Here is a 17,675-nt window from a genome sequence, read left to right on the forward strand (position 1 = left end):
AAATTTTTCCGCGCAATATATTCTGCAGCCAACCAAAAATGTCATCTGCCATGGGGCTTTATGATGAGCAAAATAAACCAAACGGATATCGATCGGTTGATTGAACTGGTCGGCGGGCGCGGCAATATTGCGACGGTGAGCCACTGTATTACTCGCCTGCGCTTTGTCCTCAACCAACCGGCCAATGCCAGACCGAAAGAAATTGAGCAACTCCCCATGGTGAAAGGCTGTTTCACCAATGCCGGGCAATTTCAGGTGGTGATTGGCACCAACGTGGGTGATTACTATCAAGCACTGATTGCGTCAACCGGACAGGCGCAGGTTGATAAAGAGCAGGTAAAAAAAGCCGCCCGGCAGAATATGAAATGGCATGAGCAGTTGATCTCTCATTTCGCGGAGATCTTCTTCCCGTTGCTGCCCGCGTTGATTAGTGGTGGTTTGATCCTCGGTTTTCGCAATGTGATCGGCGATTTGCCCATGAGCAACGGTCAGACGCTGGCGCAAATGTACCCTTCCCTGCAAACGATCTACGATTTTCTATGGTTGATCGGTGAAGCGATCTTCTTCTACCTGCCGGTCGGGATTTGCTGGTCAGCGGTGAAAAAAATGGGCGGCACGCCGATCCTTGGTATCGTGCTTGGCGTGACACTGGTTTCTCCACAGCTGATGAACGCTTATCTGCTCGGGCAGCAGCTGCCGGAAGTGTGGGACTTTGGCATGTTCAGCATCGCTAAAGTGGGCTATCAGGCGCAGGTGATCCCGGCACTGTTAGCCGGGTTGGCGCTGGGCGTTATTGAAACTCGCCTTAAACGCATCGTACCGGATTACCTCTATCTGGTGGTGGTGCCCGTCTGTTCGCTGATCCTCGCGGTGTTCCTCGCCCATGCGCTGATTGGTCCGTTTGGTCGCATGATTGGCGATGGCGTTGCCTTTGCGGTACGTCACCTGATGACCGGCAGCTTTGCTCCGATTGGCGCGGCATTGTTTGGCTTCCTGTACGCCCCGCTGGTGATCACCGGGGTACACCAGACCACGCTTGCTATTGATTTGCAGATGATTCAAAGCATGGGTGGTACGCCAGTGTGGCCGCTGATTGCGCTGTCGAATATCGCTCAGGGCTCCGCCGTGATAGGCATTATCATTTCCAGCCGCAAGCACAATGAACGCGAGATCTCCGTGCCTGCGGCGATCTCCGCCTGGCTTGGGGTCACTGAGCCTGCAATGTACGGCATCAACCTGAAATATCGCTTCCCGATGCTGTGCGCGATGATTGGTTCTGGTCTGGCAGGATTGCTATGCGGCCTGAACGGCGTTATGGCGAATGGCATCGGCGTAGGCGGCCTGCCGGGAATTCTCTCGATTCAACCGAGCTACTGGCAGGTGTTTGCGCTGGCAATGGCTATCGCCATCATCATCCCGATTGTACTCACCTCGTTTATCTATCAGCGGAAATACCGCCTGGGCACGCTGGACATTGTTTAATTTTCTTCGGGGCGCAATTGCGCCCCCTCGCATTTGCAGGAATAACGTAATGACTCATCTTCCCCACTGGTGGCAAAACGGCGTTATCTACCAGATTTATCCAAAGAGTTTTCAGGACACCACGGGTAGCGGCACCGGCGATTTACGTGGCGTTATCCAGCGCCTGGACTATCTGCATAAACTGGGCGTTGATGCCATCTGGCTAACCCCCTTTTATGTCTCTCCCCAGGTCGATAACGGTTACGACGTAGCAAATTATACGGCGATTGATCCCACCTATGGCACGCTGGACGATTTTGACGAACTGGTGACACAGGCAAAATCGCGCGGGATTCGTATCATTCTCGATATGGTGTTTAACCATACCTCTACCCAACATGCCTGGTTTCGCGAGGCGCTGAACAAAGAAAGCCCTTACCGCCAGTTTTATATCTGGCGCGATGGCGAACCAGAAACGCCACCGAACAACTGGCGTTCAAAATTTGGCGGTAGTGCGTGGCGCTGGCATGCGGAAAGCGAACAGTACTATTTGCATCTCTTTGCACCAGAACAGGCGGATCTCAACTGGGAGAATCCAGCGGTACGCGCAGAGCTGAAAAAAGTCTGTGAGTTCTGGGCCAATCGTGGGGTCGACGGGTTGCGCCTGGATGTGGTGAATCTGATCTCCAAAGACCCGCGTTTCCCTGATGACCTGGATGGCGACGGGCGTCGCTTCTACACCGACGGGCCACGAGCACACGAGTTTTTGCACGAGATGAACCGCGATGTGTTTACGCCACGCGGGTTAATGACCGTAGGTGAAATGTCCTCCACCAGCCTTGAGCATTGCCAGCGATACGCGGCTCTGACAGGCAGTGAATTGTCGATGACCTTTAATTTTCATCACCTGAAGGTCGATTATCCCGGTGGTGAAAAATGGACGCTGGCTAAACCTGACTTTGTGGCTTTGAAAACATTGTTCCGCCACTGGCAACAAGGAATGCACAACGTGGCATGGAATGCCTTGTTCTGGTGTAACCACGATCAGCCGCGCATTGTTTCTCGCTTTGGTGATGAAGGTGAATACCGCGTGCCTGCGGCAAAAATGCTGGCGATGGTGCTGCATGGCATGCAGGGAACGCCGTATATCTACCAGGGCGAAGAGATTGGCATGACCAACCCGCATTTCACGCGCATTACTGACTATCGCGACGTGGAGAGCCTCAATATGTTTGCCGAGCTGCGCAACGATGGGCGTGATGCCGACGAATTATTGGCAATCCTCGCCAGTAAATCCCGTGACAACAGTCGCACCCCCATGCAATGGAGCAACGGCGATAATGCCGGGTTTACGGCTGGCGAACCGTGGATTGGCCTGGGCGATAACTATCAGGAAATCAACGTAGAAGCAGCGCTGGCCGATGAGTCCTCGGTGTTTTACACCTACCAAAAGTTAATCGCACTGCGTAAGCAAGAAGCCGTCCTGACATGGGGCGATTACCAGGATCTGCTGCCAAACAGCCCTGTATTGTGGTGCTATCGCCGTGAGTGGAAGGGGCAAACCTTGCTGGTCATTGCCAACCTTAGCCGTGAGACCCAACCCTGGCAGCCAGGGAAAATGCGCGGCAACTGGCAGCTTGTGATGCATAACTACGAAGAAGCCTCACCACAACCCTGTGCCATGACTTTACGGCCTTTTGAGGCTGTCTGGTGGTTACAGAAGTAAATCTTCGCTAAGCCCCGGTAATGCCTGTCATTCCGGGGTTTTGCCTGTCAGCATGTTGTTTTTGTTGATTTTATAATCAAAAAATTCATTAAAAAATTTACATATCGCTGTAGCGCCCGTCATCCGTACGCTCTGCTTTTTACTTTGAGCTACATCAAAAAAAGTTCAAACATCCTTGATGCAAAGCACTATATATAGACTTTAAAATGCGTCCCAACCCAATATGTTGTATTAATCGACTATAATTGCTACTACAGCTCCCCACGAAAAAGGTGCGGCGTTGTGGATAAGCGGATGGCGATTGCGGAAAGCACCGGAAAACGAAACGAAAAAACCGGAAAACGCCTTTCCCAATTTCTGTGGATAACCTGTTCTTAAAAATATGGAGCGATCATGACACCGCATGTGATGAAACGAGACGGCTGCAAAGTGCCGTTTAAATCAGAGCGCATCAAAGAAGCGATTCTGCGTGCAGCTAAAGCAGCGGAAGTCGATGATGCCGATTATTGCGCCACTGTTGCTGCGGTTGTCAGCGAGCAGATGCAGGGCCGCAACCAGGTGGATATCAATGAGATCCAGACCGCAGTTGAAAACCAGCTGATGTCGGGGCCATACAAACAACTGGCTCGTGCCTACATCGAGTACCGTCACGATCGCGACATTGAACGTGAAAAACGCGGTCGCCTGAACCAGGAGATCCGTGGTCTGGTCGAGCAGACCAACTCCTCGTTACTCAACGAAAACGCCAACAAAGACAGCAAGGTGATTCCAACCCAGCGCGACCTGCTGGCCGGGATCGTGGCTAAACACTATGCACGCCAGCACCTGCTGCCGCGTGACGTGGTGCAGGCACATGAGCGTGGCGATATTCACTATCACGATCTCGATTACTCACCGTTCTTCCCGATGTTCAACTGCATGTTGATCGACCTGAAAGGCATGCTGACCCAGGGCTTTAAAATGGGGAACGCCGAGATTGAACCGCCGAAGTCGATCTCTACGGCAACCGCGGTAACTGCGCAGATTATTGCTCAGGTCGCCAGCCATATTTATGGCGGCACCACCATTAACCGTATCGATGAAGTGCTGGCACCGTTTGTCACCGCCAGCTACAACAAACATCGCAAGACCGCAGAAGAGTGGAACATCCCGGACGCCGAAGGCTACGCTAACTCTCGTACCATCAAAGAGTGCTACGATGCCTTCCAGTCGCTGGAGTACGAAGTAAACACCCTGCATACCGCCAACGGTCAAACGCCGTTTGTAACCTTTGGTTTTGGTCTGGGCACCAGCTGGGAATCGCGCCTGATTCAGGAATCGATCCTGCGTAACCGTATCGCAGGCCTCGGTAAAAACCGTAAAACTGCGGTGTTCCCGAAACTGGTGTTTGCGATTCGCGATGGCCTGAACCATAAAAAAGGCGATCCGAACTACGACATCAAACAGCTGGCGCTGGAGTGCGCAAGCAAGCGCATGTATCCGGATATCCTGAACTACGATCAGGTAGTGAAAGTCACCGGTTCGTTTAAAACCCCGATGGGCTGCCGCAGCTTCCTCGGCGTGTGGGAAAATGAAAACGGCGAGCAGATCCACGATGGTCGTAACAACCTCGGCGTGATCAGCCTGAACCTGCCGCGTATTGCTCTGGAGGCAAAAGGCGATGAAGCCACCTTCTGGAAGCTGCTGGATGAACGTCTGGTGCTGGCACGTAAGGCGCTGATGACCCGTATCGCTCGTCTCGAAGGCGTGAAAGCGCGCGTAGCCCCGATCCTCTATATGGAAGGTGCTTGTGGCGTGCGTCTGAATGCTGACGATGATGTTTCTGAAATCTTCAAAAACGGTCGTGCGTCTATTTCGCTGGGTTACATCGGCATCCACGAAACCATTAACGCGCTGTTTGGCGGCGAGCATGTGTATGACAACGAGCAGCTGCGCGCGAAAGGTATCGCCATTGTTGAACGTCTGCGTCAGGCGGTGGATCAGTGGAAAGAAGAAACGGGTTACGGTTTTAGCCTTTACAGCACGCCAAGTGAAAACCTGTGCGACCGCTTCTGCCGTCTCGATACCGCTGAGTTTGGCGTGGTGCCGGGCGTGACTGATAAAGGTTACTACACCAACAGTTTCCACCTCGATGTGGAGAAGAAGGTGAACCCGTACGACAAGATCGACTTTGAAGCGCCTTACCCGCCGCTGGCGAACGGTGGTTTCATTTGCTACGGCGAATATCCAAACATTCAGCACAACCTGAAGGCGCTGGAAGATGTCTGGGATTACAGCTATCAGCATGTACCGTATTACGGCACCAATACGCCGATTGATGAGTGTTACGAGTGTGGTTTTACCGGTGAGTTTGAGTGCACCAGTAAAGGCTTCACCTGCCCGAAATGTGGTAACCATGACGCCTCCCGTGTGTCGGTGACTCGCCGCGTGTGCGGATATTTAGGTAGCCCGGATGCGCGTCCGTTTAACGCTGGTAAGCAGGAAGAAGTTAAGCGCCGCGTTAAACATTTGGGGAATGGGCAGATAGGTTAATCCTTCCCCCTCACCCTAACCCTCTCCCTCAAGGGAGAGGGGACCGTTCCGTGCCCCTTCCTGATTCCCGACATAATGAATTGCCTCTGGCCAGTTTTTGTCGTCGCAAGGAGGCAAATGCGTAGCATCGGGGGACTTCGCCCGTACGCACCAGAGCATTCATGGCGTCAATTGAGAAGCGAAAATGAACTTTCATCAGTACTATCCTGTCGACATCGTCAACGGCCCCGGCACTCGCTGCACCCTGTTTGTCTCCGGGTGTGTTCATGAATGCCCCGGTTGCTATAACAAAAGCACATGGCGGGTAAATTCCGGTCAGCCATTTACCAAAGCAATGGAAGACCAGATCATTAACGATCTGAATGACACTCGTATCAAACGCCAGGGGATTTCCCTCTCCGGCGGCGATCCGCTGCATCCGCAAAACGTGCCGGATATTCTGAAACTGGTACAACGCATCCGCGCCGAGTGTCCGGGTAAAGACATCTGGGTGTGGACAGGCTATAAACTCGACGAACTCAACGCTGCGCAAATGCAGGTTGTTGATTTGATTAACGTGCTGGTCGACGGCAAATTTATGCAGGATCTAAAAGACCCTTCCCTGATCTGGCGCGGCAGCAGCAATCAGGTGGTGCATCATTTACGTTAGTCACTCATCCAGCCGTTTTGTCGCGTCTTCATAAACGGCTGAGTTTTCTCTCTTACCAATAGCTATCACCAACACGAGTAACTCTTTATCATTGACGGAATAGACCAGGCGATATCCCAGTGTGCGCAGCTTAATTTTGTAGCAGTCCGGTAAATCCCGCAGTTTAGCCGATGGATTGCGCGGCCTTTTCAGCACATCCTCAAGCTTTTTTTTAAATTGTTCCCGGACTGTCACGCCCAGTTTTTGCCACTCTTTCAGCGCCCGCGGATCAAACGCCAGCTCATAGTTCATCCAGTCGGACCTTAATGGCCTCTTGTGGGTTGGCCAGTCGTTCCCTGACAGTGCGTAACAAGGCTTCTTCACTATCACTGACAGTGAGCGTTTTTACCGGCATTCGTCCATTTTCCGCAACGTACTGAAACAGCAGCCGCACTGCTTCAGTAGGCGTAATATTTAATTTTTCCAGCACCGCATAAGCCTCATTTTTCAGTTTGTCATCCAGGCGGACGTTAAGTGTGGCCATTATGCCTCCGGTAATTATGAAAAGTGTAATGCATTATAGCATTACATATGCATTACATTCATTTCTGGAAAACGCCTCGCAAAAATGAGGACGACACGCAGGAATATGCCGTGGTGAAGATAGATATTGCGGTGATTTTACGAAGGGAGAAGAAAGCGTTGGGCGGTAACGTTTCACCGCCCAATAAGGAATTAACGATACTTCTGGTGATAGGCGTTGCGGGTCGTTTTCAGTTGCTCTGCGGCAGCCTGCGCTTCTTTTACTTTACCTTCATTTGCCAGCTTCAGCGCGTCGTCAATCTGACCGACCAGAATGTCGAAACCGTGGCGGAAGTCTTTCATTTCCGGGCTGTCCGGTGATTTGCCTTCAAGCTTCGGCGGCGTCGCTTTTTGCGCATCCAGCGCCGCAGCGCGCATTTTAGTTAACGCGTCTTTGACTTGCACCGCGTTATCGGCTTTTTCGACCACTTTTAAATTGTCGTTGAGGGTTTCCATATTGTCTTCCAGATCAGCGGCAAACGACGCCGAACTGAATACCAATGAGGAGACGGCAAGAATAGCTAACAGGCTTTTACGCATTGCTCACTTCCTTTTTTATTATGAAGATTTGGCGCGGCAGGTCGCGCCAGTTTTTTTACTGCCCGGCGATTTTCATCTCCGACAACAGCACAGAACCACACTGTATATTACTGCGTGTTTCAATATCGTTACCGACGGTGACAATATTGCGCCACATATCTTTCAAATTACCTGCGATGGTGATTTCGCTCACCGGATACTGAATTTCGCCATTCTCTACCCAGAAGCCCGCCGCACCACGGGAATAATCACCGGTAATGGCACTCACGCCCTGGCCCATCAGCTCCGTCACCACCAGCCCGGTGCCCATCTCTTTGAGCATTTGTTCGAAGCTTAGCCCTTGTCCGGCAATCCGCCAGTTGTGAATACCGCCCGCATGTCCGGTGCTTTTCAGCCCCAGTTTTCGCGCCGAATAGCTGGTCAGCAGCCACTGAGTCAGGATGCCATCTTTAATAATATCGCGACGCTCGGTGCGCACACCTTCGCTGTCGAATGGCGTCGACGCCAGCCCTTTCAGCAGATGCGGATGCTCTTCAATGGTCAGCCAGTCCGGCAGAATTTGTTTACCCAGCGAATCCAGCAGGAAGGTGGATTTACGGTAAACCGATCCACCCGCTATCGCCCCCACCAGATGGCCAAAAAGCCCGGTTGCCACTTCATTGGCAAAAATGACCGGCGCTTTCATGGTGGAGAGTTTACGCGGTGACAGACGCGATAAAGTGCGGCGAGCACAGTCGGCCCCGACCCACTCTGGCGTTTGTAGATCGCTCATCGCACGACCAATGGTGTAGGCGTAATCACGCTCCATATCGCCATTTTCTTCGGCAATTACACAGCTGGAGAGCGAATGACGCGTTGAGCAGTAACCCTGCAACATGCCGTGGCTGTTGCCAAAAACTTTGACACCGTAGTGGCTGTTAAAGCTGCCACCTTCTGTATTGGTGATGCGTTTATCCGCCTGCAATGCTGCCTGTTCAGCGCGGGCCGCCAGTTCAATGGCTTCATCCGGGGAAACTTCCGCAGGGTGGAACAAGTCGAGATCCGGTGCGTCAAAGGCCAGCAGCTCTTTGTCTGCCACGCCGGCACAGGGATCTGGCGAAGTGTAACGGGCAATATCCAGCGCCGCCTGTACGGTGCGGGCAATGGCCTGCGGGCTTAAATCGGTAGACGATGCGCTACCTTTACGGTTCTGGTGATAAACGGTGATCCCCAGCGCGCCATCGCTATTGAATTCAACATTCTCCACTTCACCATAACGCGTGCTTACGCTAATGCCGGTGGTCTTGCTGACGGCAACTTCTGCACCGTCCGATTTGCCTGAGGCCAACTCCAGCGCAGTCGAAACTGCTTCTTCCAGAATCTTGCGCTGCGCTTCAACTTGAGAGATTACTTTCATTGCAAGTGCCATAATGTAGAGAGTTTCTCTGAAGTCTAACAGAGAACCGTTTTTCAGTGCGCATCTTAACTGGTAACATTAGCCTCTTTTTTTAAGGAGCCTGAGATGACTAAGCAGCCCGAAGACTGGCTCGACGACGTTCCCGGTGATGACATCGAAGACGAAGACGATGAAATTATCTGGGTCAGTAAAAGTGAAATTAAACGTGATGCCGAGGAGCTAAAACGCCTTGGCGCGGAAATTGTTGATCTGGGGAAAAACGCGCTGGATAAGATCCCGTTAGATGCGGATCTGCGCGCGGCTATTGAGCTCGCCCAGCGTATTAAGATGGAAGGTCGCCGCCGCCAGTTGCAGCTCATCGGCAAGATGCTGCGCCAGCGCGACGTAGAGCCTATTCGTCAGGCGCTGGATAAGCTGAAAAACCGCCACAACCAGCAGGTGGTGCTGTTCCATAAACTGGAAAACCTGCGCGATCGTCTGATCGACCAGGGTGATGATGCCATCGCTGAAGTATTGAATCTGTGGCCCGATGCCGATCGTCAGCAACTGCGAACTCTGATCCGCAACGCGAAGAAAGAGAAAGAAGGGAATAAGCCGCCGAAATCCGCACGTCAGATTTTCCAGTATCTGCGCGAGTTAGCGGAAAACGAAGGGTAATTTTCGTTGTTGATGTGAGTATGGTTTGCCGGATACGGTGTAAACGCCTTATCCGGCAATGCTATATCAGGCTGAGGCCAAATTACTGCGCAGCTTCCGCCTTCTTCGCCAGCCCATCCAGCAGTTTCTGATGGATCCCACCAAAACCGCCGTTGCTCATCACCAGAATATGGTCGCCAGGCTGAGCGGTTTTCACCACCATATCTGCCAGCGTATCCACATCGCCACTCCAGTGTGCAGGCTGAACGCAGGCTTCTGCCACTTCTGCCACCTGCCACGGAATATGCGCCGGTTGCAGCAGGAAGACTTCATCGGCACGACCTAATGAAGGTGCCAGATCGTCTTTGCAGATCCCCATTTTCATGGTATTCGAGCGCGGTTCCAGCACAGCAATAATGCGCGCCGTACCACCAACTTTGCCACGCAGCGCCGCCAGCGTTGCCAGAATCGCCGTCGGGTGATGGGCAAAATCGTCATATACCGTGACGCCATTTGCTTCACCACGCAATTCCAGACGGCGACGAGCGTTAATAAACGAACCCAGCGCGTTAGCGGCATCTGCCGGCGCTACACCAACATGGCGAGCCGCCGCAATCGCCATCAGGCCATTGTGCATATTATGTTCGCCTACCAGCGACCATTTCACTTCGCCCACTTTTTCGCCATCCAGCAAGACTTCCCATTCAGAAGCATCGGTGGTTAGCTTTTTCGCCTGCCAGTGACCCTGCTCGCCCACCAGCTCCTGCTCGCTCCAACAGCCCATCGCCATGGTCTGTTTCAGGTTGATGTCGTTTTCCGGCCAGATAATACGGCCCTGCCCCGGAACGATACGCACCAGATGGTGGAACTGTTTCTGGATCGCTTTCAGGTCGTCAAAGATATCGGCGTGATCGAACTCAAGGTTGTTGAGGATCAGCGTACGCGGGCAGTAATGGACAAATTTAGAGCGTTTGTCGAAGAAGGCGCAGTCGTACTCATCCGCTTCGATAACAAAGAAGTCGCTTTCGCCCAGACGCGCCGAGACCTCAAAGTTCCCCGGCACACCGCCGATCACAAATCCTGGTTTGTAACCGCACTGTTCCAGAATCCAGGTCGCCATTCCCGCCGTGGTGGTTTTGCCGTGTGTACCGGCAACGGCCAGCACCCAGCGGTCGCGCAGCACAAAATCGTGCAGCCACTGCGGACCTGACATATAAGGGATGTTTTTTTCCAGTACCGCTTCCACACACGGATTTCCACGGGTCATGGCGTTGCCAATAATCACCAGATCCGGCTGCGGTTCGAGCTGGCTGGCATCGTAACCCTGAATCAGTTCAATGCCTTGCTTCTCAAGTAAGGTGCTCATCGGCGGATACACATTGGCGTCCGAACCCGTTACTTCATGGCCTAACTGGCGCGCCAGCATCGCCAGACCGCCCATAAACGTGCCACAAATTCCTAAAATATGAATGCGCATACGTCACTATCCTTTTTTAATCTGCCGCTCATTTTACGCATATGTCGGGCAAGTGAGAAACGCATTTCAGGATAATCCGCAATTTGCTGGCGCGATTCACCTGAGCGCAACATTGAGATTATTTGTTAAGATTGTTGCGGTCGCTTTACTCCATAAACATTGCAGGGAAAGTTTTATGAAAACGTTAGGTGAATTTATTGTCGAAAAGCAGCACGAGTTTTCTCATGCTACCGGTGAGCTCACTGCTTTGCTGTCGGCAATAAAACTGGGCGCCAAGATTATCCATCGCGATATCAACAAAGCAGGACTGGTTGATATCCTGGGTGCCAGCGGTGCTGAGAACGTGCAGGGCGAGGTTCAGCAGAAACTCGACCTGTTCGCTAATGAGAAACTGAAAGCCGCACTGAAAGCACGCGATATCGTTGCGGGCATTGCCTCTGAAGAAGAAGATGAGATTGTCGTCTTTGAAGGCTGTGAACACGCAAAATACGTGGTGCTGATGGACCCCCTGGATGGCTCGTCCAACATCGATGTTAACGTCTCTGTCGGTACCATTTTCTCCATCTACCGCCGCGTTACGCCTGTTGGCACGCCGGTAACGGAAGAAGATTTCCTCCAGCCTGGTAACAAACAGGTTGCGGCAGGTTACGTGGTATACGGCTCCTCTACTATGCTGGTTTACACCACCGGATGCGGTGTTCACGCCTTTACTTATGATCCTTCGCTGGGTGTTTTCTGCCTGTGCCAGGAACGGATGCGCTTCCCGGAGAAAGGCAAAACCTACTCCATCAACGAAGGAAACTACATTAAGTTTCCGAACGGGGTGAAGAAGTACATTAAATTCTGCCAGGAAGAAGATAAGTCTACCAACCGCCCGTATACCTCACGTTATATCGGTTCACTGGTCGCGGATTTCCACCGTAACCTGCTGAAAGGCGGTATTTATCTCTACCCAAGCACCGCCAGCCACCCGGACGGCAAACTGCGTTTACTGTATGAGTGCAACCCGATGGCATTCCTGGCGGAACAAGCGGGCGGTAAAGCGAGCGATGGCAAAGAGCGTATTCTGGATATTATCCCTGAAACCCTGCACCAGCGCCGTTCGTTCTTTGTCGGCAACGACCATATGGTTGAAGATGTCGAACGCTTTATCCGTGAGTTCCCGGACGCGTAAGCTCCTGCGCCTCTCCACACGGAGAGGCGTTTTTATCGCTGCGCAATGTTGACTCTTGTCACAGGCGAACTCTGACGATTCTCCCATAGCACCGTTAATCCACGCTGTAAGGCAATAAAAATGAACAGCAAAATACCGATGGCGATTTTCGTCCACCAGGAACTCAGCGTGCCATCAAAGTTTATGTAAGTCTGAATCAGTCCCTGAATCGCCACGCCAAAAAGCGTCCCTAATACCGTTCCAACGCCACCACTCAAAAGCGTACCGCCAATTACCACTGAGGCGATAGCATCCAGTTCCACACCTACGCCCGCCAGTGCATATCCGGCCTGGGTATAAATCGAGAAGACAATCCCCGCCAGCGTTGCCAGTCCGGTGGAGAGCATATAAATGCGAATAGTGGTGCTGCGAGTGGAAATCCCCATCAGGTTTGCCGACGTTGCGTTGCCGCCAATGGCGTACACCTGATTACCAAAACGGGTACGATGCGCGAGGAATATGCCGATAACCACCACCGCCAGCATCAGCAGTCCCATCGCACTTAAGCGACCGCCGCCAGGGATTTTCCACGCAAGGCTTGAGAGCGTGTCATAAACAGGATGATTTATCGGGATCGACTCTTCTGAGATGAGATAGCTGACACCGCGCAAAAAGAACATCCCCGCAAGGGTAATGATAAACGCCGGGATCTTCAGCGCGTCGATCAGAAGCCCCATAAATGCGCCGAAGGCACAGCCCATCACCAACACCAGCGGAAACTCCAGCAGCGGCGAGAGGCCGAAATCGCCAATCACTTTTGCCAGAAACACGCCGGTAAAGGCGATCACCGAACCGACGGAGAGATCGATCCCACCGGAGAGGATCACAAAGGTAATGCCAACGGCGATGATCCCAAGAAAGGCATTATCGGTCAGGATATTGCAGATCACTCTTGTGGAAGCAAAACCGGGAAACTGCGTCAGACAGTAGAGATAACCCAGCACAAAGACGCCGATAGTGATCATCAGCGGCAAGTTACGTTTTATCACGGCTACGCACTCCTTTAATCAGACTGATAAAGCGTTGCGACTGAACAATCAGCACGCAAAGCACCACCACCGCTTTTACGACCTGGTTCATCTCCGGCGGAAAGCCAGAAAGCAAAATTCCGGTGTTCATTCCCTGAATAATCAGCGCCCCCACCACCGAAAGCAGCAGGTTAAAGCGCCCGCCCATCAGCGATCCACCGCCAATAACCACTGCAAGAATGGCGTCCAGCTCCAGCCATAATCCGGCGTTGTTGGCATCGGCACCGCGAATATCCGCCGCCACGATAATGCCCGCAATCGCCGCACACAGCCCGCTCAACACGTAGGTGAGCATGACGATGATTCGCGTGTTAACTCCGGCATTTTTTGCCGCCCGAATGTTGATACCAACGGCTTCGATAAACATCCCCAGCGCCGTTTTGCGGGTCAACAGCCAGAAGAGGAGAAGCGTCAGTACCGCAATAATGACTGGTGTTGGCAGGAACAACAGCGATCCGCTGCCAAACCAGGAGAGATCCGGTGAGTTAAATGTGACGATCTGTCCGGAGGTGATCAGTTGCGCCACGCCGCGCCCGGCGACCATCAGGATCAGGGTGGCGACAAACGGCTGAATTTTGAGGATCGCTACCAGTATGCCGTTCCACAATCCCGCCAGGATGCCAGTGCCCAGGGCGCTTAACAAAACAATCGGCAGGCTGAATCCCGCGACCGTCATCGCAGCCGTTGTGGCTCCGGCGATAGCCATCACCGCCCCCACGGAGAGATCAATCCCACCAGTGGCGATCACCAGCGTCATACCAATCGCCAACAGCGCAACGGGGGCGGCGCGATTAAGAATGTCGATAGGGCTACCGAACAAACGCCCATCCTGAAGCACAACCTGCCAGAAATGCGGGGCCACCAGACTGTCGACCAGCAGCACCAGCAATAGCGCTACCAGTTGCGGCATCCCCGTCGGCCAGCGAAAACGCCTTTTCGGCGGCGTAGTGTCCGGGAGAGATTGAGGCATCACACTGTTCTCCTTACGCCGCAATGGCGTTCATGATCGCCGGAACGGAAAGCTCTGCCAGCGGGATCTCCGCCACCTGTTTGCGATCGCGCATGATAATCACCCGATCGGCATAGCCCACCAGTTCTTCCAGTTCGGAGGAGATCACCAGCAGCGCCAGTCCATCGGCGCACAGCGTTTCAATCAGGCGGATGATCTCGGCGTGGGCACCAACATCAATGCCGCGGGTTGGCTCATCGAGGATCAGAAATTGCGGTCGGGTCAGTAGCCAACGTGAAAGCAACACTTTTTGCTGATTGCCGCCGGAGAGAAATTCAATCGGTTGTTCAGTTGAAGGTGTGCGAATGCCAAGCTGGCGGATAAAGCGTTCGGCAATTTCTTGCTGTTCTTTGCGGGAAATCGGTCGTAGCCAGCCGCGCTGGGCCTGGAGAGCGAGGATGATATTTTCCCGCACCGAGGCGGCAGCGATGATGCCATCGGTTTTCCTGTCTTCCGGGCAGAAGCCGATACCCAGTACCGAAGCCTGATGTGGCGATCGCAGGGTTTGCGGTTTGCCTTTGATCAGCGCCGTGCCGCTGTCAGCAGGTTTGATACCGAAGATCACTTCGGCGGTTTCGGTACGTCCTGATCCCAGCAACCCTGCCAGGCCGACGATCTCGCCGGGGCGCACTTCGAGATCAAACGGTGCGATCGTTCCTTTTTTGCCGTAATTTTTGAACGCTGCAACGGGTTTGTCGCTCAACAATGTTCGCCCGGCACGCTGTAGCGCGTGAGTGTCCAGCTCGCGCCCCAGCATCATTTTTACTAGTTCGATCTGCGGTAGCTCGCGGGTTTCCCGACAGCCTACGAAACTGCCGTTGCGTAAGACGGTGATCCGATCGCTGACCTGATAGACCTGATCGAGAAAGTGAGTAACGAAGATCAGGCTGACGCCGCGATCGCGCAACTGCCGCATCAGGCCAAACAGTAACTCTACTTCCTGAGTGTCGAGACTGGCAGTGGGTTCATCGAGGATCAGCACTTTGGCAGAGAGATCGATAGCCCGGCAAATGGCGACGATTTGCTGCATCGCCACTGAAAAGCGGTTGAGCGGTTCGCGCACGTCGAGGGAGAAACCGTAAGATGCCATCAGTTCGGTGGCGCGCTTTTCCATCTCTTTACGGCGTAGAAGGCCGAAACGTTTGGGTTCGCGACCTATGAATAGATTATCAGCGACCGACATATTGGGTAGCAGGTTGACTTCCTGATAGACGGTGCCGATGCCGAGTTGTTGTGCGTGGGCGGTATTTTTCGGTGAGATTGCCTGGCCTTCCAGCCAGATGGTGCCGCGATCGGCGTGGTATACACCGGTTAAGGCTTTGATTAGCGTTGATTTTCCCGCCCCGTTTTCACCGAGCAGCGCCATAATTTCGCCGCGGCGCAGGCTGAAATCAACGTTGTCTAACGCTTTGACGCCGGGGAAAAATTTACTTAATCCTTCGGTGCGGAGGATTTCCTGGTGTTGGTTAGTATTCATAGTTTCCCCCGGTGTAAAGCGTGCGTCAGATAAGACACAACTGCGTCGCATCAGGCATCTCGCACAACCGCCGGATGCGGCGTGAATGCCTTATCCGGCGGCCCACAAGTCGGCATCAGGCATTGATGCCCCTCAATACCCCATATTTTTCTTCTTCTCTAACTCTTCTTTTGCGGTATCAGGCAGATAAAGGGTGGATTTGGTCAGGGTCAGCTTTTCAGGCATGGTGCCGTCTTTTTTGTATTTCTCCAGCGCATCAAAAGCGGGGCCTGCCATGTTCGGCGTCAGTTCAACGCTGGCGTTCGCTTCGCCATCAATCATCGCTTTGTAGATGTCCGGCACGCCGTCGATAGAGCCTGTCAGGATATCTTTGCCCGGTTTCAGGCCCGCTTCTTTAATTGCCTGAATTGCACCAATCACCATGTCATCGTTATGGGCGTAAACCATGCAGATGTTTTTGCCGTTGTTTTCCGCTTTGATAAAGCTCTCCATCACTTCTTTGCCTTTGCTGCGGGTGAAGTCACCTGACTGCGAGCGGATAATTTTGATATTTGGCGCATTCTTAATGGCTTCGGCAAAGCCTTTCTTACGGTCAATGGCGACGCTGGCCCCAACGGTGCCCTGCAGCTCCACCACGTTGCATGGTTTGCCATTCACTTCTTTTACCAGCCAGTCACCAATCAACTTGCCTTCGAGGATGTTGTCGGCGGTGACAGTGGTCATATAGAGAGATTTGTCTTTCACATCGATGGAACGATCGAGCAAGAAGACCGGGATTTCGGCATCTTTCGCCTCTTTTAATACCGGCTCCCAACCGGTCGCTACCACTGGAGCGATAAAGATCGCATCCACCCCTTGCGCGACGAAGGAACGTACCGCTTTAATCTGGTTTTCCTGCTTTTGCTGACCATCGGCAATTTTCAACGTAATTCCGCGCTTTTCGGCTTCACTTTTCGCCACATTGGTTTCTGCGGCGCGCCAGCCGGATTCCGATCCGACCTGCGAAAATCCAACGGTTAATGGAGCAGCCAACGCCATAGACGACATGGCTGCCGAGACTGCAGAGACTACAAGTAAGCGTTTCCACATAGGGTTGTCCTCGTCGGGGTAATTATTATTGGTGAAAAGATGTTCGCGAAAAAACTATAGACAATTCGTTATGTAACGGATTGCGTTACATCACACTTCAAAAAAGTAAATAAAACGTTAATCACAAGTTTGTAATCGCTTTCATCTCACTATGAAAAATGCGGCTACGGTTATGGATTTTCCTGCTCTTTAAACCACCTTAAAACTGGCTAAAAAGGAAAATGAAGAAGAAAACAAGCGAAGACATTCGGCGCGAGTTGGCTATAATACTCGGCACTTGTTTGCCACATATTTTTAAAGGAAACAGACATGAGCTTACTCAACGTCCCTGCGGGTAAAGATCTGCCGGAAGACATCTACGTTGTTATTGAGATCCCGGCTAACGCAGATCCGATCAAATACGAAATCGACAAAGAGAGCGGCGCACTGTTCGTTGACCGCTTCATGTCCACCGCGATGTTCTATCCGTGCAACTACGGTTACATCAACCACACCCTGTCTCTGGACGGCGACCCGGTTGACGTACTGGTCCCGACTCCGTACCCGCTGCAGCCGGGTTCTGTGATCCGCTGCCGTCCGGTTGGCGTACTGAAAATGACCGACGAAGCCGGTGAAGATGCGAAACTGATTGCTGTTCCGCACACCAAGCTGAGCAAAGAATACGATCACATTAAAGACGTTAACGATCTGCCAGAGCTGCTGAAAGCGCAAATCGCTCACTTCTTCGAGCACTACAAAGACCTCGAAAAAGGCAAGTGGGTGAAAGTTGAAGGCTGGGAAAACGCAGAAGCCGCTAAAGCTGAAATCGTTGCCTCCTTCGAGCGCGCAAAGAATAAATAAGTTCTTCTAGCGTAATAACCCTGAACGCCGGGCTTCGGTTA

General features: G+C 52.7%; 16 protein-coding genes. 7 read left to right on the top strand and 9 right to left on the bottom strand.

Annotated elements, in window-relative coordinates; translation table 11 throughout:
• Nucleotides 1–60 precede the first annotated feature (60 nt).
• The 4 genes from treB (at nucleotide 61) to nrdG (ending at nucleotide 6,368) form a co-directional block, all read left to right on the top strand.
• Nucleotides 61–1,482 carry a PTS trehalose transporter subunit IIBC gene (gene treB / locus ACJHYW_RS02945; protein WP_001299664.1) on the top strand — a complete coding sequence of 474 codons (1,422 nt, stop codon included), beginning with the start codon at nucleotides 61–63 and terminating at the stop codon, nucleotides 1,480–1,482.
• A gap of 49 nt (nucleotides 1,483–1,531) precedes the next feature.
• Nucleotides 1,532–3,187 carry an alpha,alpha-phosphotrehalase gene (treC, locus tag ACJHYW_RS02950; protein ID WP_001361372.1) on the top strand — a complete coding sequence of 552 codons (1,656 nt, stop codon included), beginning with the start codon at nucleotides 1,532–1,534 and terminating at the stop codon, nucleotides 3,185–3,187.
• Nucleotides 3,188–3,580: 393 nt separating this feature from the next.
• Nucleotides 3,581–5,719 carry an anaerobic ribonucleoside-triphosphate reductase gene (gene nrdD / locus ACJHYW_RS02955; protein ID WP_000187798.1) on the top strand — a complete coding sequence of 713 codons (2,139 nt, stop codon included), beginning with the start codon at nucleotides 3,581–3,583 and terminating at the stop codon, nucleotides 5,717–5,719.
• Between the two features lie 184 nt (nucleotides 5,720–5,903).
• Entirely contained in the window at nucleotides 5,904–6,368 is a 465-nt protein-coding gene (nrdG, locus tag ACJHYW_RS02960) for an anaerobic ribonucleoside-triphosphate reductase-activating protein (protein WP_001009180.1), read from the top strand.
• Here the strand turns inward: nrdG and ACJHYW_RS02965 are convergent, their stop codons facing one another.
• From ACJHYW_RS02965 to pmbA, 4 genes are all read right to left on the bottom strand, one after another.
• A complete protein-coding gene (locus ACJHYW_RS02965; RefSeq protein ID WP_001105432.1) occupies nucleotides 6,369–6,659 on the bottom strand; it encodes a type II toxin-antitoxin system RelE family toxin in 291 nt (96 codons plus the stop codon).
• Nucleotides 6,649–6,891: a type II toxin-antitoxin system RelB/DinJ family antitoxin gene (locus tag ACJHYW_RS02970; protein WP_000212715.1), complete on the bottom strand. Its 243-nt coding sequence runs from the start codon at nucleotides 6,889–6,891 to the stop codon at nucleotides 6,649–6,651. Before ACJHYW_RS02970 ends, ACJHYW_RS02965 begins: the two co-directional genes overlap by 11 nt.
• A gap of 191 nt (nucleotides 6,892–7,082) precedes the next feature.
• The gene (gene cybC, locus ACJHYW_RS02975) at nucleotides 7,083–7,469 is read right to left on the bottom strand and encodes a cytochrome b562 (protein ID WP_001232253.1); all 387 of its coding nucleotides are present in this window, start codon (nucleotides 7,467–7,469) and stop codon (nucleotides 7,083–7,085) included.
• A 55-nt stretch (nucleotides 7,470–7,524) separates the two neighbouring features.
• Nucleotides 7,525–8,877 carry a metalloprotease PmbA gene (gene pmbA, locus ACJHYW_RS02980; RefSeq protein WP_001162172.1) on the bottom strand — a complete coding sequence of 451 codons (1,353 nt, stop codon included), beginning with the start codon at nucleotides 8,875–8,877 and terminating at the stop codon, nucleotides 7,525–7,527.
• 93 nt (nucleotides 8,878–8,970) lie between these two features.
• On the opposite strand from pmbA, the gene yjgA reads away from it, so the two are divergent.
• Nucleotides 8,971–9,522 (top strand): ribosome biogenesis factor YjgA, encoded by a 552-nt coding sequence (gene yjgA, locus ACJHYW_RS02985; RefSeq protein WP_000166270.1) that lies wholly within the window; start codon nucleotides 8,971–8,973, stop codon nucleotides 9,520–9,522.
• A gap of 82 nt (nucleotides 9,523–9,604) precedes the next feature.
• Here the strand turns inward: yjgA and mpl are convergent, their stop codons facing one another.
• Nucleotides 9,605–10,978: a UDP-N-acetylmuramate:L-alanyl-gamma-D-glutamyl-meso-diaminopimelate ligase gene (gene mpl / locus ACJHYW_RS02990; protein ID WP_001219814.1), complete on the bottom strand. Its 1,374-nt coding sequence runs from the start codon at nucleotides 10,976–10,978 to the stop codon at nucleotides 9,605–9,607.
• A gap of 175 nt (nucleotides 10,979–11,153) precedes the next feature.
• Between mpl and fbp the strand changes: the two genes are divergently transcribed.
• Nucleotides 11,154–12,152, top strand: coding sequence for a class 1 fructose-bisphosphatase (gene fbp, locus ACJHYW_RS02995; RefSeq protein WP_000853753.1), 999 nt, complete (start codon nucleotides 11,154–11,156; stop codon nucleotides 12,150–12,152).
• Between the two features lie 32 nt (nucleotides 12,153–12,184).
• Here fbp and yjfF read toward each other — a convergent pair whose 3' ends face one another.
• From yjfF to ytfQ, 4 genes are all read right to left on the bottom strand, one after another.
• Complete coding sequence (gene yjfF / locus ACJHYW_RS03000; protein ID WP_061092749.1) at nucleotides 12,185–13,180, bottom strand: galactofuranose ABC transporter, permease protein YjfF; 996 nt, start codon at nucleotides 13,178–13,180, stop codon at nucleotides 12,185–12,187.
• Nucleotides 13,167–14,189, bottom strand: coding sequence for a galactofuranose ABC transporter, ATP-binding protein YtfT (ytfT, locus tag ACJHYW_RS03005; protein WP_001361374.1), 1,023 nt, complete (start codon nucleotides 14,187–14,189; stop codon nucleotides 13,167–13,169). Before ytfT ends, yjfF begins: the two co-directional genes overlap by 14 nt.
• Nucleotides 14,190–14,202: 13 nt before the next feature.
• A complete protein-coding gene (gene ytfR / locus ACJHYW_RS03010; protein ID WP_001095661.1) occupies nucleotides 14,203–15,705 on the bottom strand; it encodes a galactofuranose ABC transporter, ATP-binding protein YtfR in 1,503 nt (500 codons plus the stop codon).
• Nucleotides 15,706–15,837: 132 nt separating this feature from the next.
• Complete coding sequence (gene ytfQ / locus ACJHYW_RS03015) at nucleotides 15,838–16,794, bottom strand: galactofuranose ABC transporter substrate-binding protein YtfQ (RefSeq protein ID WP_000265933.1); 957 nt, start codon at nucleotides 16,792–16,794, stop codon at nucleotides 15,838–15,840.
• A 309-nt stretch (nucleotides 16,795–17,103) separates the two neighbouring features.
• Here ytfQ and ppa point away from each other — a divergent pair, with 309 nt between their 5' ends.
• A complete protein-coding gene (gene ppa / locus ACJHYW_RS03020) occupies nucleotides 17,104–17,634 on the top strand; it encodes an inorganic diphosphatase (RefSeq protein ID WP_000055072.1) in 531 nt (176 codons plus the stop codon).
• The last annotated feature ends 41 nt before the right edge of the window (nucleotides 17,635–17,675 follow it).

Source organism: Escherichia sp. WS3063 (genome assembly GCF_046486595.1).
Lineage (GTDB): Bacteria > Pseudomonadota > Gammaproteobacteria > Enterobacterales > Enterobacteriaceae > Escherichia > Escherichia coli.